Source organism: Pseudoalteromonas sp. S2755 (assembly GCF_005886535.1).
Lineage (GTDB): Bacteria > Pseudomonadota > Gammaproteobacteria > Enterobacterales > Alteromonadaceae > Pseudoalteromonas.
The window spans coordinates 1-17,125 of record NZ_PNDS01000141.1 but is presented as its reverse complement, the minus strand read 5'-3'; the positions used below and the strand labels follow the sequence as shown (position 1 = coordinate 17,125).

Annotated in this window: 17 protein-coding genes; 6 read left to right on the top strand and 11 right to left on the bottom strand. The window is 43.9% G+C overall.

The genetic code is table 11. From position 1 onward, the window contains the following. Positions 1-10 precede the first annotated feature (10 nt). The 5 genes from CWC03_RS20215 to CWC03_RS20195 all read right to left on the bottom strand — a co-directional run bounded on the left by CWC03_RS20215 (position 11) and on the right by CWC03_RS20195 (position 5,600). On the bottom strand, positions 11-967 hold the full coding sequence (locus CWC03_RS20215) for a glycerophosphodiester phosphodiesterase family protein (RefSeq protein WP_138583405.1): 957 nt from the start codon (positions 965-967) through the stop codon (positions 11-13). A 134-nt stretch (positions 968-1,101) separates the two neighbouring features. Then, complete coding sequence (locus CWC03_RS20210) at positions 1,102-1,554, bottom strand: hypothetical protein (RefSeq protein ID WP_138583404.1); 453 nt, start codon at positions 1,552-1,554, stop codon at positions 1,102-1,104. Positions 1,555-2,685: 1,131 nt separating this feature from the next. Continuing rightward, positions 2,686-3,891: an NAD(P)/FAD-dependent oxidoreductase gene (locus CWC03_RS20205; RefSeq protein WP_138583403.1), complete on the bottom strand. Its 1,206-nt coding sequence runs from the start codon at positions 3,889-3,891 to the stop codon at positions 2,686-2,688. Further along, entirely contained in the window at positions 3,878-5,284 is a 1,407-nt protein-coding gene (locus CWC03_RS20200) for an FAD/NAD(P)-dependent oxidoreductase (protein WP_138583402.1), read from the bottom strand. Before CWC03_RS20200 ends, CWC03_RS20205 begins: the two co-directional genes overlap by 14 nt. 4 nt (positions 5,285-5,288) lie before the next feature. Continuing rightward, positions 5,289-5,600: a 2Fe-2S iron-sulfur cluster-binding protein gene (locus tag CWC03_RS20195; protein ID WP_010371949.1), complete on the bottom strand. Its 312-nt coding sequence runs from the start codon at positions 5,598-5,600 to the stop codon at positions 5,289-5,291. A gap of 391 nt (positions 5,601-5,991) precedes the next feature. On the opposite strand from CWC03_RS20195, the gene CWC03_RS20190 reads away from it, so the two are divergent. Further along, positions 5,992-6,219, top strand: a complete 228-nt coding sequence (locus CWC03_RS20190; protein WP_138583401.1) for a helix-turn-helix domain-containing protein — start codon at positions 5,992-5,994, stop codon at positions 6,217-6,219. Next, a complete protein-coding gene (locus CWC03_RS20185) occupies positions 6,203-6,820 on the top strand; it encodes a GNAT family N-acetyltransferase (RefSeq protein ID WP_138583400.1) in 618 nt (205 codons plus the stop codon). The genes CWC03_RS20190 and CWC03_RS20185 overlap by 17 nt, the downstream gene beginning before the upstream one ends. 9 nt (positions 6,821-6,829) lie before the next feature. Here the strand turns inward: CWC03_RS20185 and CWC03_RS20180 are convergent, their stop codons facing one another. Genes CWC03_RS20180 through CWC03_RS20165 form a run of 4 tightly spaced genes read right to left on the bottom strand, consistent with a single transcriptional unit; the run spans position 6,830 to position 9,150 of the window. Further along, entirely contained in the window at positions 6,830-7,435 is a 606-nt protein-coding gene (locus CWC03_RS20180) for an SDR family NAD(P)-dependent oxidoreductase (RefSeq protein ID WP_138583399.1), read from the bottom strand. Next, positions 7,432-7,881: an FAD synthase family protein gene (locus tag CWC03_RS20175; protein ID WP_010371961.1), complete on the bottom strand. Its 450-nt coding sequence runs from the start codon at positions 7,879-7,881 to the stop codon at positions 7,432-7,434. Before CWC03_RS20175 ends, CWC03_RS20180 begins: the two co-directional genes overlap by 4 nt. A gap of 6 nt (positions 7,882-7,887) precedes the next feature. Next, entirely contained in the window at positions 7,888-8,634 is a 747-nt protein-coding gene (locus tag CWC03_RS20170; RefSeq protein ID WP_138583398.1) for an SDR family oxidoreductase, read from the bottom strand. Between the two features lie 27 nt (positions 8,635-8,661). Next, positions 8,662-9,150 (bottom strand): Lrp/AsnC ligand binding domain-containing protein, encoded by a 489-nt coding sequence (locus tag CWC03_RS20165; RefSeq protein ID WP_138583397.1) that lies wholly within the window; start codon positions 9,148-9,150, stop codon positions 8,662-8,664. A 406-nt stretch (positions 9,151-9,556) separates the two neighbouring features. Here CWC03_RS20165 and putA point away from each other — a divergent pair, with 406 nt between their 5' ends. Continuing rightward, the gene (gene putA / locus CWC03_RS20160) at positions 9,557-13,360 is read left to right on the top strand and encodes a bifunctional proline dehydrogenase/L-glutamate gamma-semialdehyde dehydrogenase PutA (RefSeq protein ID WP_138583396.1); all 3,804 of its coding nucleotides are present in this window, start codon (positions 9,557-9,559) and stop codon (positions 13,358-13,360) included. 71 nt (positions 13,361-13,431) lie between these two features. Here putA and CWC03_RS20155 read toward each other — a convergent pair whose 3' ends face one another. Further along, a complete protein-coding gene (locus CWC03_RS20155) occupies positions 13,432-13,686 on the bottom strand; it encodes a helix-turn-helix domain-containing protein (RefSeq protein ID WP_010371972.1) in 255 nt (84 codons plus the stop codon). Between the two features lie 227 nt (positions 13,687-13,913). Between CWC03_RS20155 and CWC03_RS20150 the strand changes: the two genes are divergently transcribed. The 3 genes from CWC03_RS20150 to CWC03_RS20140 are packed head-to-tail and all read left to right on the top strand — an operon-like array spanning position 13,914 to position 15,727. Then, complete coding sequence (locus CWC03_RS20150) at positions 13,914-14,597, top strand: XRE family transcriptional regulator (RefSeq protein ID WP_010371973.1); 684 nt, start codon at positions 13,914-13,916, stop codon at positions 14,595-14,597. A gap of 7 nt (positions 14,598-14,604) precedes the next feature. Further along, positions 14,605-15,240, top strand: coding sequence for a LysE family translocator (locus tag CWC03_RS20145; protein WP_138583395.1), 636 nt, complete (start codon positions 14,605-14,607; stop codon positions 15,238-15,240). 28 nt (positions 15,241-15,268) lie between these two features. Next, positions 15,269-15,727, top strand: a complete 459-nt coding sequence (locus tag CWC03_RS20140; protein WP_010371978.1) for a methylglyoxal synthase — start codon at positions 15,269-15,271, stop codon at positions 15,725-15,727. Positions 15,728-15,771: 44 nt separating this feature from the next. Here CWC03_RS20140 and yegD read toward each other — a convergent pair. Then, positions 15,772-17,125 (bottom strand): molecular chaperone (gene yegD / locus CWC03_RS20135; RefSeq protein WP_138583394.1); only part of this gene is annotated, 1,354 nt, incomplete at its 5' end.

Sequence of the window (17,125 nt, the reverse complement as noted above, 5' to 3'; positions counted from 1 at the left end):
CGTGCGCGAGTTAGCGAGCGTCCTGATTGACGCGTTTGCTAGCTTGTGTTGCACGAATAAAATCAAGATCACTAGTGATAACTCCAATACCCGATGCGACAACGTCATCGTAGGATTGGGTAATCGATTCGTGTCGAGACCAAAGATAAACATCCGAACCATAGCTCTGAAATCTTGATGCGAGGCGTTCAGGATAGCCCCAAAAATACTTTGTCATCGAGGGAGGTATAAAAAGAATGGTGTTCCTACAGGACTCAGGAACTAATCCCGCCCATCCAACTAAAAGATAATTTATGCCGCAACTCTTTACGCTACCGACGCTTGCTAACCGTAAAGACGAATCCTTGTTTCGAAACCAATCCATACCTTTTGAAGAGGTAATTACAATATGGCTAGATTTTTTTCCAGATAGATATTCATATAGAGTTTCGAATGAACGTATGTCGTTACTCTTTAGGTTTAACCAAAACTCATGCTTTGGATACCGTTCGTAAAACGCCTCTAACTTGGAAATCCTAAAACCTTTTCCTCTAAATGGGAAAGTCGCACCCTCATCAAACGTATATCCATATCCTGCATCAACACTTTTCAACTGCTCAAACGATGTTTTATGTACCGGCCCAGACCCGTTTGTAGCACAATCTAACGTCCAGTCATGAAAGACAACCAGTTGGTCATCACGAGTTCTATGAACATTTAGATGAATTACGTTAGCTCCGGCTGCAACGGAAGAAGCCACAGCTTCTAGTGTGTTCTCAACAGAATTGATGTTTGATGCTTCTATTGAAAGGGCGGTACAGCCAGTTTTATTTAATTTTTCATAATTAACTGCGCTTCCCCCTCCTCGATAGGCCACGATCTCGCCATGTCGCTGAAGGTCAGGAACGAACACATAAGCGTTAACAACTCCTAGTGTGATTATGCAAGACAGTGCGATCAAAAACGTCTTAACTATTTTTATAAACATTTATTACCTGACTCCTTGGTCGATGGTCGATGGTCGATGGTCGATGAAAACTAACGCCGCAAATAAACGGCTAAAAATAGTTGGCTAAAATTTGTGAGGCACGAACAAAGTCAACTGTTTTTTGTCCGCACTTTTTAATTTGCCTTGTTAAGTGCGATTATCGCGCTTTGTGCCTTTTTAAAAAATATTAAAACAACTATAAAGGCACCAGTAAATATATACGTGTATATTGGAGATAAGCTATAAAAGTAAGCCCCAAAACCAATTAAATAGCTTAACAAAGCAACAAATAGAACAAAGTGGTGAATTGATGTTGCTTTGTCGTTGCTTTCATTACTAAAAACTATCATTTCTTTAAGTATGGATAGCGAACCAACAGAAAATGTTAGTGAAACTATAAATGCAATTAGAGAAACCATTTTAGCGTATACGTTTACCTCGTTGAGGCTAGGTATAAAAATCAGTAAAGCAAGTGATGTTGCTGCAATCCCAGCACTTAACCAAGTAAAAAATTCTATACGTGGACTCGAAATCAATTTAGCACCTAACATTTTAGTATTTATGCGGCACGCAAGTTTGTGTTGCATAATCGCTTGTTGGACTGAGCCGCTATCTGCTCGGTGTGACAGAGTTGGTGTTGTTTATGCTGTAGCTTACTTAGAAAAATAGGCTTTTTGGAGGCTCTCACTTTCCTAGCTAGTGTAATCAGTTTAGCTAGTGTTATGTTAGCTTTCCCTGCATCGCTCAGCGCTTGTTATATATTCATTACACCTAAATTTGCCTTGATAAGCAATGATATTTTTTACGCATACAGAGGCCGCTAGTTTGAGCAATTAAGCAGGTTAGCTACTTGATTTTACAAAACAGTCCTAATCAAGCATCCCCTCCTTGGCTAATATCAAAGCGCATCCATGCGCTCCTAGTTCATTCTTTTTAAACGACGAAAAAGAACGAACCAAGAAAACGTCGCCCCAGCATCACACTCAATCCTCAAACCCTAAGCCGATATAGTGCAACCGTCTTGTAAGGCACGTCCCTGTGCCTGACAAGACTTAGCCGACATCCTGTCGGCACATTGCATATCAGCTTATGCTTTTCGGGTGTGATGGAGGGGGAATAAGTTGCTTGTAAGATCTTCTACGTTTTTACGATGAAGCTGTTTGCTAGGGTTACAAAAACTATCTGCATCGCCTCCTAATTAACAGTCTAAGTAGTTTTGTGGGAGGCGATCCACCCGCCGAGAAGTTACGCTTTTCGGGCGTGGTATTGACCGTTGTTTCTGGTTTTATCTACTAAAGCAGCAAATTTGCCTGCAAGCACCAAAAAAGCTCTCAGCACCGTTTTCCTCCCTCATCACACCCGAAAGTAAATTGCCAATGAGTCATTTCAACGCATGGATGCGTGAAAAGCTGTGACAGGGACAGGGATGTCCCTTACACAGCGGTGACGTTCATATTGGCGATTTGCTTGAGGAGTCAGTGTGATGTCGGGAGTGCCCTTTCTTTTGCATACTTGTTCTTTGGGCATCAAAGAAAAGTATGTCGTAGCCCATGGATGGGCGTCGAAATCAGTCAGGAGGACGGGCTGACTTGATACAATCGCAAGGGTATCACCTCTGTTTAGTTTTTTAGGCTTGCGTAATTGCACCGTCTATCTTGCCTTAATGGAATATTCATCAGCAACTAGATATATCCCATTAAGACAACAGAATCAAACGCTTATTCGAACCTTTCAACGCGAAATGGAGCTAAATCAACAGAGGTAGGTTTGCCTGTCATGAGTTCGGTAATAAGCGTGCCGGTAATGGCCGACATTAAAATCCCCGTCCTAAAGTGCCCACACGCATTAATGTAACCTTCCACTCCATCAACGGGGCCCAAAATTGGCAGCTCATCCGGTGTACCGGGTCTAAGCCCTGCCCAACAACGTTTAATACTCGACTCTTTAAGAATAGGTAGACACTTCATAGCACCTTGTGACAACTCGGTAATTTTATCTAGACTATTGGTGGTGTCGAAGCCTTTTTCCTCCGTTGATGAGCCAATTAAAATCTCGCCGTTGTCCTTTTGTGCAATGTAGCAATCACTGGTACTAATACAACCATTTAATACTTTAGGCATGCGCTCAGACAACACTATTTGACCTTTAACCGGGTAAACTGGCATGTGTTTACCTGTTGCCTGATGGTAAATGTCATCCGCCCAGGCACCAGCGGCATTAATTAGAGTGTCGCAATGCAGGCTTTGATCTTGCGTCCTCACGCCTATCACCTTATTGCCTTCACGCAGTACCTCTAGCACTTCGGTATTCAGAAATAACTCAACACCATTTTGGCGCGCGCCTTCGGTATACGCATCGACTAATCGGTATGGGTTTACCTGATGGTCGCAAATAAAATCTATTGCGCCAATTGCATCTGGGGTGATGTAAGGTTCCTCTGCACGTAATTGCTGTTGGTCTAGCCAACGGATCTGCGAAGACAAATTAGGGATCCCAGACACTATGCTATCTGCATATATTTCATCATCGCGATTGTACATAATGAATTTAAGACCAGTACGTTCAAACTTAAAATCGACATCGTGTCTGGTCAGCATTTCTTCATGCAGTGCTGGATATAACTCGTTAGACTTGAGCGCAAGTTCAAAAAAGCATTCTGGTAATTGATGCGGCCGCAATGTTTCCGCAGCTTCGGTATCTCCTTCACTTTGGAGCTTAGACAAGGTTTTGAAGAAGATCACCCCACAGCCAAGACCAACCGACTCACCAATCGCCCATAATCCGCCCGCAGATGCACGAGACGCGTTACCCGGCTTTTTTAAATCCACCAACGCGATTTTTAGGTTGGTATCGCGACTTAAAAAGTAAGCACAAGCAGCGCCTATTACACCGCCACCTGCGATAATGACATCATACTGCTTCATGGTTTTTCTCCAGTAAAGTAAATGGAATTGGGTCTAGTGGGAATCTTGGCCTTATCACACCGAGTGTATCTAAGTGCCCTGCAGCGTGCAGTCGGTCTAGTGCATAGCTAGAGCACATTTTTCCTTGGCAGTCTCCCATGCCAATACGGGTTCTCATTTTCACGCTAGACAAATCTTTCGCACCTTGTTGCAACGCTAAATCGAGTTGCTGGCGCTTTACTTGTTCACAGCGACACACCACGGTATCTGCCTGGGTTAGCGCTAGTAGGCCTTCTCTGCGCGCCGAGAAGCGGTCAAATCCGGCTCTAAACTTCTGTGCTTGCTTACGCTTAGTTTTGAGCTTGCGCATCCGCGTGTGGAAGGCCGTTTCGCTTAAACAGGCTTGTTCATAGGCAAGCATGGTTGCGGCCATTTTCCCTTCAATGATAGCCGCTTCCGCACCTAGCAAACCATTGGTGTCACCACAGATAAAAATTGAATTTAAGCTACTGCGTAAATTGTCATCTAATAAAGGCACATAACCATTCGTGGTGGTGTACTGATGAGAAACCCCAAGTAGCATGGCAAGCTGGGTGCGGGCAACAAAACCATAACCGACCCCTAGACTATCCACGGCTAAATGCTGTGCTTTTGACAAATCCGCATGCCAGTGCTCATCGTAAGGCGCTACGGTAACACTGGAGAGTTTTTCTTGGCCTTCAGCTTTCACAATGCCATAGCCATACTTGAACGGAATATTATGCTTTTTGAGATACGCCAACATACTCAATCCCGAAAGCGTAAGCTTAGGTTTATTAAGCAGCGCCACGGTCTCTTTCGCCAGTTCACTAAAGCGACTCGCTTCATATACGCCAACCACTTGTGCACCGGATTTATGTAACTGGCAAGCAACCAGTGGCAGTAATGGTCCAGTTCCGACTAAAGCCATTTTTTTCCCTGGGCGAACTAACCCACTTTTAAGCTGAAGTTGCATCCCGCCCATTAACATCACACCAGGTAACTGCCACCCTTCAAATGGCACACTGCGCTCATGACAACCAGTTGCCAGAACCAACTTGGTGTAATCTATTTGTGTTAACTGATTTTGTGTTTGCAACAGCAAACCGCTTTCGCCTTCAGGCCCAAGCACTTTGGTTTGTAGTTGTAGTGTTATATCTTGTTTATGATGTTCGTAGCGTACCTTTAGCGCAGCCATCGCTCGTTTAAGATTTTCATCTAAATGAGGAAGCTTGCTCGCTTGTCGAAGTGGCCCGCGATAGATCACCCCACCAATTTTTGGTGCTTCATCCACTAAGGTGCTAGTAATGCCATATTTAGCCAGCTCAGCTGCACAGCTAACGCCAGCAGGTCCTGCACCGACAATAACGATTTTTTCTTTTTGACAACTAGACATCACACTATACTCCAACCTGCTTGAAACGATTTTGTTTAGTTTCAACCTGCATATTGGGTTGTACTAAGGTTTGACAAGCCTTTTGTTTATGTTGTTTGTTTATTGTTACCTGACAACAATGACAAACGCCCATACCACAATAAGCACCGGATACGGCTTCTCGATCGCTTTCCATGATTTGCTTATAGTTCGCCGCAAGCAAAACAGACAACACGGTTTCACCATCGCATGCATTAACCGCAATGTCGTCGATTTGAATTTGAAACTGTAACCCCTCGGGGTCTGTAATATCTTGAGTTCTGGATAATTCAGACATGAAAAAATGCTCCTTCAATAAAGTCGCACAAAGCCTACTATCCAAATATTAAAAATAAACATTTTATTTACTTTATTCACTTTGATTTGATCCAAATTAACTTTTAAGCACTCTCGCGCTAATTCTGTTCAATTCGGTGCAAATGCTGCACTCACCTCCCTAAAGCAGTGCAATGTGAACGTATTTACATACCAATAAAAAACACATCCTATTGATATTAAATAATTTTAATTTTTGGCACAGTTTTTCCTTATCAACTAACACGACAAAAAAGGAGCGTAATTATGTACACTTTATATCAAACGATGTACTTACTTTGGCATTTGGATGTGAGTATCTGGCCTGTGCACGATACAGCAACAAACCCAGTAGATGTTAAGGAGAAAACACAATGACTCTTAACAAACTAGACACTGCGGTACACGCGGTAATGAACGATATGCTCACCCCATCACAAGCCGCAAAAGCCTATCATGTGCCGCAGCGTTCACTATACGAAGCACTGAGACGATCCAAAGAGAAACAGCAAACTCGATGGCAAAAATTAATGCATGAAAAGGCAAGGCTTGAGCAAAGTCTGGCTCGGATAAATAAGGAACTGCATGAACAATTTGTCTAATACCGCTATGCAGCTTCGCATTATTCAGGCGCCTAGCTTGAAATACAATCGCTTAGATTGTCAGCTTTGGGTAAAACAGCTCAGTGCGCTGACGCAAGCCTGTATTAATCTTGGCGCCTCTATCGGCTTTTTGCCCTCTTCCTCTAGCAGAGCAATACAAAACTACTGGTGGCAGGTATTCGATGCTGTGATCAAGTCGCAAAAGACGCTTATTATCGCTGAACTTAATGGCGTAATGGCAGGTTGTGTGCAACTCTCGCCGGCAACAAAAGATAATGCTCAGCACCGGGCTGAAGTTGAAAAGCTATTAGTTCATCCGAATAGCCGACGAAAAGGCGTAGCAACAAAGCTGATGCAAGCCATAGAGCAAGAATCTACACGGCAGCAGATATCGTTACTCGTCCTTGATACACACTCAGATTCAGACGCAGAAATCCTATATCAGAGTCTAGGCTTTAAAGTCGCAGGGCAAATCCCTCATTTTGTCAGTGACGAGCGCGGTGACTTCCATGCCACCACATACTATTACAAACTGCTAGCCCCGACCTTTCGCAATCGTATCGAGAACGCAGCTCAAGTGCATTATGCCAATGAATATTAGCAAAACAGTCTAATCAAGCGACTCGCTACGACTTTCATTCAGGCGATAAAAAAACAGCTTACCGATGTGCTGCGATGTAGTTACAGCCTCTAAGATTGGGGCAGCGCCTTGTGGTATGCTCATCACATTGGGATTATTAATTGTAAGACCATCGCGCAGCTTAGTGTCAATTGCCCCGGGACACAGTACCGTTATTTTGTAGCCATCTTTGTGAAGACCTTTAGATAAGGTCACCACGCCCGCTTTCGCCGCACAATAAGACGTCCAATCTTTGTAACTGTTAAATGCCGCCGTCGACGCCACATTGATCAAATGTACCGCTTTGTTTGCTTTAATTGCAGCACGAGAAATTAAATAAGTGCCGATTAGGTTTACTTCGATGTCACGGATCCAGAGATTTGGGTCTGAGTCTGCCACTAAACTTGAGTAAAGCGTTCCTGCCGCATTGATTACATAGTCATAAGATTTGTCGTCAAAAAAACGCTCAACTTCAGCTGGTTTAGAGACATCAAGCTGCGCGCGTGATGGTGCTTCCACTTCGTGTCCTAAGCGCTTCAATTCATCGCTTAAATAAGCGGCAAGACCACCCTGTCCACCCGTTATTAACACTTTCATTTCTGTGGCTCTGGGATTGGATGATTGTCGCTTTGCTCTATCAGCTTTTTATACTGATCGTAGATTTTTTGCTTTAAGTTACTGGAGCTAACGCCAGCACCATAAGGAAAGTAAAATACCTGAACTCCAAGCTCTTTCAGATAATCATATTTTCCCTTCCAATCATCGCCAATCACGAACACATCAATATTTAAATTTTTCACTGTTTCACGATGATCTAAAGTACGTTGTGGAATAGCAAGATCTGGATCTCTTAACCCTTCGATGATCGCTAAACGCTCTTCAAATGGCACTGCCGGTGGCTTTTTATAAGAACAAACAAGTTCATCGGTACTTACACCAACGATCAACGTGTCTCCTAAACCTCGGCCATAACTAATCATTTTTAAATGGTTACTGTGAAATAGATCAAATGTTCCTGAGACATAAACAATTTTATTTTTCATAAATTGCTATTTCCCTCCAGCTAAATCAATAAAAGTTCCTGTAACAAAGCTTGCTTCGTTACTTAAAAGCCAAGCGATAGCATGGGCAACCTCAATCGCGGTTCCACCTCGCTTCAGCGGCAAAAAATCGGCTAGGCGATCAACTCGATTTGGTTCGCCACCGTCGCCGTGGATATCGGTATAAATGCAGCCCGGTCTCACGCAGTTCACGCGGATCTGCTCAGCGGCCAATTCCAGAGATAAGCCTCTAGTGAAGCTGTCTATTGCACCTTTTGCAGCCGCGTAGTCAACATATTCATTAGCCCCACCTAAATAAGAAGCTGCCGACGAGACATTCACCATTGCACACTGTGCTGGATTGGCACTCAAACGCATGTGTTTAATTGCTTCGCGAGCACAAATAAAATACGGCGTAACATTATTAGTAAGCATATTGTTGATACGCGCTGCAGTCATGTGTTCAACTCGAGTCTGCGTGTTCAGCACCCCCGCGTTGTTGACCAAATGCGTAACTATGCCAATATCGGTCTTTATCTTTTCAAACATTGCCTCTACAGATTTTTCATCTGTGACATCTGCTTGTAACAAATGCGCTTTACCATTATTACCTAGGATGGTATCGGCAATCGTTTCCGCGGCTTGCACATTCTGCTTGTAATTTATAACAACGGTAAATCCTTGTTGTCCCAGCAGTTGAGCCGTTGCCGCACCAATCCCACGGCTCGCACCGGTGATAAGCACCACTTTTTGCATCTATTATTCCTTAAATTAGGCCAACAGTTACTGATAGTTCAGTACTTCTACACCCATGTCTTCTTTGACGTGTTCTATCACCATATAGGTATGATTTGTACCAACTCCAGGTATTTCAACGATTTGACCTAATACCTCACGATATTGACGCATATCCTGGACTCGGATCTTAACTAAATAATCAAAGCCACCAGCTACCATATCACAAGAAACGACGTTGGGGATTTTTACAATATGCTGTTTAAACACCTCAAATACCGCTTCGGTCGAGCTTTTTAAGGTGATTTCCACATGCGCAACCAAATGCTGGCCAAGTTTTGCGGCATTTAATCTTGCCGTATACCCTTCGATATACCCCTCCGACTCGAGTTTTTTTACTCGATCGAGACAAGGGCTCGGGCTCAAGTTTACCTCTTTCGCCAAGTTTACATTAGAGATCCGAGCATTGCGCTGAAGCGCGTCTAAGATTGCTAAGTCGATGCGATCTAATACCCGAGTTTTAATGGAAGTCGTCATATCAGCATAAAATTTTGTGAGGGTTTGAGATTACCCGCAAATTTACCGTATTCCTTGAAAATAAAACAGCATATTCTGCTGTCTTTTCGATAGAATGCCCGCGAAATTAACGATAAAGGGCAAAGCGACTTATTTCAGTCTTTAACGCGGCTTTGTTCGAACATTTAGATTATGCATTCTGGCTAAAATTTGAACCCCCAAATGGGTGTGTTATGGTTAGCAATGTGACTGCATCATTTTGTCGTAATTGAGGCTTCCTATACAAATTAAACTACACTTTCAATCTTTGATTGCTTAGTTTGGCATCAGTTCAGATGTAGTTTTGTAATCTGCACATTACGGTGTGTGATTCCATAGGCAGGCGCGAATTACATGTATTTTTGACTCCAATTTTTGAGGGTTGCTTATGCTTTATAACGGCGATTTGACAACTAACTGTCCTATCCGACAAAAGATCCGTGATTTTTACCGCATTGATGAGAACGCAGTAATTGATCATATTTTACCTTTAGCTGAGGTAGGCGTTACAGCTCGAAGCCGAGCATGGGAACGTGCACGTCAAATGGTATTGAACATTCGTAGAGACCAAGATGGTCAAAACGGTGTAGACGCGCTTTTAAATGAATTCTCTCTTTCTACCGAAGAAGGCGTGGTACTGATGTGTTTGGCCGAAGCTTTACTTCGTGTTCCAGACAAAGCAACACAAGAAAGCCTGATCCGCGATAAGCTCGCAAAAGGCGACTGGAGTTCACACTTAGGCAGCAGCGACTCATTATTTGTTAACGCTTCGAGCTGGGGTCTACTCGTTACCGGTAAAATGGTTAACTATTCAGACAAGAATAAAGAAGAACAATTTGGCGTGCTAAAGCGTACAATTGGTCGTCTTGGTGAGCCAGTTATCCGTAAATCCGTTAACTATGCAATGAAGATCATGGGTAAGCAGTTTGTAATGGGTGAAACCATTCAAGATGCTATCGATCGTGCTGCTGATAAAGAACAAAAAGGTTATGTATATTCGTATGACATGCTAGGTGAAGGCGCACGCACGATGCGTGACGCCGAGCGTTATTATGACAGCTATTTAGAAGCCATTCACGCCATCGGTAAAGCAGCTCAAGGTCGTGGCCCAGTAAAAAGTCCAGGTATTTCAGTTAAGCTTTCAGCAATTCACCCTCGCTTTGAATTTACACACCGCGAGCGTGTTATGAATGAGCTTGTACCTAAGCTTAAGTCATTGGCTTTAGAAGCCAAAAAGTACGATATCGGCTTCACGGTTGATGCTGAAGAAGCGGATCGCTTAGATATCTCTTTAGACGTTATTGAAGCAGTATTTTCTGATGCCGAGTTAGAAGGCTGGAACGGATTTGGTCTTGCAGTTCAAGCTTACCAGAAACGTGCTATTTTCGTCGTTGAGTGGGTAGCAGAGCTTGCTCGCCGCGTTGGCCGAAAGCTGATGGTACGTCTAGTAAAAGGTGCTTACTGGGATACAGAAATCAAAACCACTCAACAAGATGGTCTTGATCACTTCCCTGTGTTCACTCGTAAGGCAACGACTGACGTTTCTTATAAAGCTTGTGCTATTAAGCTCCTTGAAGCACGCGATGTGCTATTCCCACAGTTTGCAACGCATAATGCTTACACCGCAGCAACTATCCTAGAAGTAGCCAAAGGTGACAATAAAGGGTTCGAATTCCAACGTCTACACGGTATGGGTGAATCACTTTACGACCAAATCGTTGAAAAAGAAGGGATTCAATGTCGTGTGTATGCGCCAGTTGGTCAGCACGAAGACTTACTTGCTTATCTGGTACGCCGCCTACTTGAAAATGGTGCAAACTCATCATTCGTAAACGCGATTGTTGATACTACTAAGCCTGTTGAATCACTACTTCCAGATCCTGTAGAAACACTGCAAGGCCTACGTAACCGTTACAACACGCAGATTAAACTACCTATCGAGCTTTATGGCGATGAGCGTCCAAACTCAAAAGGTAAAGATCTAACTGACATCAACGAGTTAACACCGTTTAAAGAAAACCTAGACAACTGGTTTAACGAACACCTAATCGATGAAAGCCAAGTACCAGAAGGTCATCTTGCTGTTCGTAACCCTGCAAACCACAAACAAGTGATTGGATCTGTGCCTTTACACGATGAAGCACACATGCAAAGCGTGCTCGCCAATGCTGATGCGGCTTTTGAAAGTTGGTCTCAAACCTCAGTTGAGGAACGTGCAAACTTGCTACGTCGCACTGCTGATATTCTTGAACGTCACCATGATGAACTCGTTGCTATCTGTATTAAAGAAGCTGGTAAAGTAACCCAAGACAGCATCGATGAAGTACGTGAGGCCGTTGACTTCTGTCGCTACTATGCAGCGCGTGCAGAAGAGCTTTCTAAAGATGAACGTTTTGAAGCTCGTGGCGTAATTTTATGTATCAGCCCGTGGAATTTCCCGCTTGCGATCTTCTTAGGTCAGGTGGCTGCCGCTATCGTGACTGGTAATACCGTTATTGCAAAGCCTGCTGAACAAACCAGTATGATTGCACTGCGTTGCATCGAATTAATGCATACCGTTGGCTTACCTGAGCATGTAGTACAGCCTGTTATCGCACGCGGTAGCGAAGTGGGTAAACACATCGTGCCTGACGAGCGTATCCAAGCGGTTATGTTCACAGGTTCAACAGAAACTGGTACGCTTATCTCTCAAATTCTTGCTGAGCGTAATGACATTCAGGTTCCTCTGATCGCTGAAACGGGTGGTCAAAACTGTATGATCGTTGACTCAACAGCATTACCAGAGCAAGTAGTTGACGATGTTATTTCTTCAGGTTTCCAAAGTGCGGGTCAACGCTGTTCAGCACTTCGTGTATTATTTGTACAAGAAGATGTCGCTGATGGCATTATCGAAATGCTAACAGGTGCACTAAAAGAACTGCATGTGGGTGACCCTTCACAGCTTTCAACTGATATTGGTCCTGTGATCGATGAAAAAGCGCTGACCACTTTGACTAAGCACGTTGATTACATGAAGTCGAACGGCAAGCTACTATTCGAAGCTAAGATCCCAGACAACAGCGAGAACGGCGCTTACTTCTTCGCTCCGCGCCTATATGAGATTGCTGATCTATCCGTGTTGAAGCGTGAAGTATTCGGTCCGGTAGTCCATATTGTACGCTTCAAGGCAGATCAACTCGATAATGTGATCGACCAAATCAATGGGACAGGCTATGGCCTAACAATGGGCGTTCATTCGCGTATTGAAGAGCGCTGCGAATACCTAGCTAAAATGTCTCGCGCGGGCAACGTATACGTGAACCGCAACATGATTGGTGCGATCGTTGGTGTACAGCCATTTGGTGGACGTGGTCTTTCTGGTACAGGTCCAAAAGCAGGTGGTCCAAACTACCTAGTTCGCCTTGTGAAAGAAAAGGCGTCACCAGACAACGTACAAATGACAGATCTGACGCCTGATGAGCTAGAGATCCACCACTTCCCAGGTGCAGTTGAGCAAGTTGAAAAACTGATGCAAAACTCAAAGCGTGATGAAAAAATCTGGCGTCGTACTGCTCTGAATGACCGTGTATCAGCAGTGCGTCAGCTACTTGCTAAAATCGCAACTGTAGACATCATTGATGAGTTGGCAGATGATTTGTCATTAACGCTTTCTGATGCACGTGCTCAGCTAAACCGCTTAGAAAAGCGTATGCGTACTTACACGACGCTACCGGGACCTACTGGTGAGTCGAATACGCTGCACTTAGAAGCGCGTGGTTGTGTTGTGGTATATGCCGATAAGAGTACTTCGTTCAACTTCTGGGCGATTTCAATTATCACAGCGCTTGCTGCAGGTAACACAGTGATCACGGTAGCCTCTGACCTATTCTATGAAGAAGCATTGGCATTTAGAGATAAGTTTATCTCTACTGGGGTTGCTGAAGGCGTATTCCAAGTAGCGAAGCAAAACCAACTGCAAGCTATTTTGGCACACCCTCATCTTGCAGGTGCTGTTGTGGCTGCACGCTCTTCACGCCTTGGTTACTTCTCACAACAACTTGCAGAGCGCAAAGGCGCTATCCTGCCAGTGATCAGTGCAGAGTACTACGATACGCTTATCAATCGTCTAGTAACAGAGAAAACCATTAGTATCGATACCACAGCTTCTGGTGGTAACACTTCACTGATGACACTTGTTGAAGACGAAGAGTAAGAAAATATAAGTCGCTATGCTAGACATAGCGATTTTATCAAACAAAGCCAGCGTACGCTGGCTTTAATTTTTTACGCAGCACTTGATGTCCTTAACCCCACGATAACATTAACAATGTCCATTAAATAAACATCTTCAACCAATGCAATCACATCATTCCATTTAGGGTTGTATTCGTTATTCTCCCAGCGCCTTAATGTTCGCTCCTCTATACCATAGCTTGCGGCTGATTCAGCTTGAGTAAAACCGCGGCTTTTACGTGCAAATCTAAGTATGGCAGCACCAAGCGGCGCGCGTTCTGAAATTAAAGGTTGGCTCATTAACATCACACTCATTCCTTAAAAAATTGCGCAAATATATGACGTTTATAAAAATCACTTATTTACGCACTCACTGACTAAATGCATTCACTGCGTAATTTAATGAAGATGATAGATCTATTTTTTACGCATTACAACGAAAAAATGGATCTTTTTTGCGTCAAAAATGATTTTACTTCGCAAAAAATAGCCCATATAATGACGCACACGTATCATTATTTAAGAGGCAACGCATGGAACAAAGTCTCATGAGCCTAGCGGAGCGCGTAGAATATGCGATCAAGCCGGACAGTATTAGAGCTTTTGCGTTAAAAATTGATGTATCTGAAGGGACGCTGCGCAGAATATTAAAAGGGGAAGACCCAAAACTCAGTGTGATTGAACGCATTGCCAAACAGGCCAATGTAGACTTAATGTGGCTCGTTACAGGGATCCCACTTGATTGCAAAACAGAGTCACCAATCATCCAGCAAAGTATTACCTTGGAAGACTTTAATGAGGACTTTGTTGTTGTGCCTGGCTACCATGTGTCTGTCAGCACGGGTTATGGTGCATTTAACCAAAGTGCCGAGGTTGCACGCTACCTTGCATTTAGAAAAAAGTGGATTGAATTTAAAAATCTAGATAAGTCACAGCTCGTCGTGGTGTTTGCCAAAGGCGACTCTATGGAACCCACTATTCACAATAACAATACAATTCTAGTGGACTTATCGGATAAAAAATTAAGCGAAGGCCTGATCTATGTTGTTCGCCTTGGTGAAGAGCTTTATGCCAAGCGCCTACAACAAAACTTTGATGGCTCAGTGCGCTTGATTAGCGATAATAAAGAATACCGGGAACAAGTTGTGATGCCAAATGAATTGGAGCAGCTGGAAATTCTCGGTAAAGTGGTATGGATTGGTAAAGATCTAATTTAATAACACGATGCTAAATCTTGAATACTTATTCTCATTTTTAATCGCCAGCACGATAATTGCCGTGGCACCAGGTCCATCCAATGCGTTTTTAATGGCGCAGACCTTTACTAATGGCCGCGCAGCTGGCATGCAAAGCGCATTAGGCTTTGCACTCGGAGGGGTGATCCACACACTCTTTGCCGTTGTTGGCCTATCGGCACTCCTAAAAGCCTCAGAGACCGCCTATACCACAGTGCAATACCTCGGCGCAGCTTACTTAGCTTATCTAGGTATAATGACTATCAAAGAGACGCTTGGGAAGGGGCAGGTAGCTTGCGAGGAAAAACCACACGTGAGCACCAAAAAGCCTAAAAACGTGATGTTTCAAGCAATGATGACGGAAGTCTTAAATCCCAAAGTCGCCCTGTTTTTTATTGCATTTATTCCTCAGTTTGTCGATAGTAGCTTGGCGACTTCAACAACGATGCAACTGGCCATGTTTGGTTTACTGTATCCTATTTTAGCTTTCCCTATCGACTGCATGTATATCTATGGTGGTGATAAAATCGCAGGCTATTTTAGGCAGCATCCCGCAGCGCCGGTGTGGATTGATCGTATTTCAGGCTTAATTTTTATCGCATTGGCAGTCAACTTATTACTCTAAACAGTTACGCAAAATAGGAGCAGTACACATGCAAAAACGTTCACAGCCACTGCCAGCTAAAAAGCATATCGCTTTGGTTGCACACGATGGCATGAAACCAGCTCTACTTGAGTGGTGTCAGACCCACTTAGATAGCCTAAAACAGCACAAGCTTTACGCTACGGGCACAACGGGTAACCTAATAGAAAAGCATACTGGTTTAGAAGTAACAAAGCTATTTAGTGGCCCAATGGGTGGCGACCAGCAAATTGGTGCCAAAATCGCGGAGCAGGATGTTCATGTCTTGATTTTCTTTTGGGATCCGCTTGCGTCACAGCCTCACGATCCGGATGTAAAAGCACTGTTGAGACTCGCTGCCGTTTGGAATATTCCCGTCGCCTGTAATGAAGCGACAGCAGATTTACTGATGGCGTGCGATAAAATGAGCCAGCCAATCGCACGACATTTACCTGATTATGAGCAATACCTTGCTAGTCGCTTAGATTAATAAATAGAAGCGGCTTTTGACCGCTTCTTTGATTTTGACTTCGATTATTTAAATAGTTTCTCCGCCCACTTAGTCAAGCCTGCAGTAACACTACCAAAGTTATCCCCGTTCACCATTTCAATATCACCAATTTGCTGTGCAAGCGTTGCCTTGAGTAACGGTGATTGCGCGCTACCGCCAGTCAGATAAATTACATCGGGTTTTGATCCCGCTTGATGAATGGCTTCTTTCGCAAGCATGCCCATCTGTTCTAAGTTCGACATGACCGACTCGGCAAAATCTTGCTGCGTAAATTCAGAGGTTAACTGTGGCTCAATAAAACCAAGATCGGCATTAAACTTTGCTTGCTCAGAGAGTGCTATCTTACCAAGCTCACCTTCACGAACAACTTGATGGGTAAGTTTGTTCTGTTGAATGTGAAGTAAACGCGCCAACTTTTGCGGCTCGGCGACATCTCGCAACATGCTTTGCAATTCTCGCGCTAGTTTATCGCTGTAGAAGTCTAGTTGAGACTGAATATCATTGATTTTACATGCCTGCCAATACAGTTGACTAGGCATCGGCAAACCTGAACTCATGTTAGAGCCTAGACCACATAAAGGCATTAATTGGTGATAAGCAAGCGCAATATCTAAATCGTTACCACCGATACGTTTACCAGTATGCGCTAAAAAGTCTTGCTGGCGCTGCGTGTTATTGCGATAACTTGGTCCCATTCGGACAAACGAACAATCGCTAGTACCACCGCCGATATCAACCACCAGCACAAGTTTATCTTGCTGAAGACGGCTTTCGTACTCAATCCCCGCTGCGAGCGGTTCGAAGAGAAAATCCACCTCCTTAAACCCAGCTCTTTTTGCAGCGGTGGTAAGAATATTAACCGCTTGTTGATTACTTTCTTCTCCACCGACGGACTGAAAATTAACAGGTCGACCAATCACAGTGTCGGTAATGGACTGTTGCAGCTGCGTCTCGGCACGGCGCTTAATTTCCACCATCATCGCCGCAGCAATATCTTCAAAAAAGGCGATTTGTTGAGGTTTCAGCCCAACCGCCCCAAAGAAGGACTTGGGTGATTTTACAAAAAAACCTTCTTCGGGAAATTCGATATACTCAGAAATTGCCGCTTGACCAAAAAAAACGCCCGTTTCATGTGCTTCTAAATCAAGATCGCGCTTAGCTTGCTGCGCTACCGTTAGCAGCCCTTGCCGAGACTGTGTGTAGACAGGATCTGGTTCATTGAGATGACGATTAACAAATGCAGGAATTAACGCATTGTGCATGGCATACATAGTCGAAGGCAGGTAATATTTATCTTGCTCGAGACGCAGTAAGTCCACTTCACCATTTTGCATGACACCCATCGCACAATTAGAACTTCCGTAATCAAACCCGACT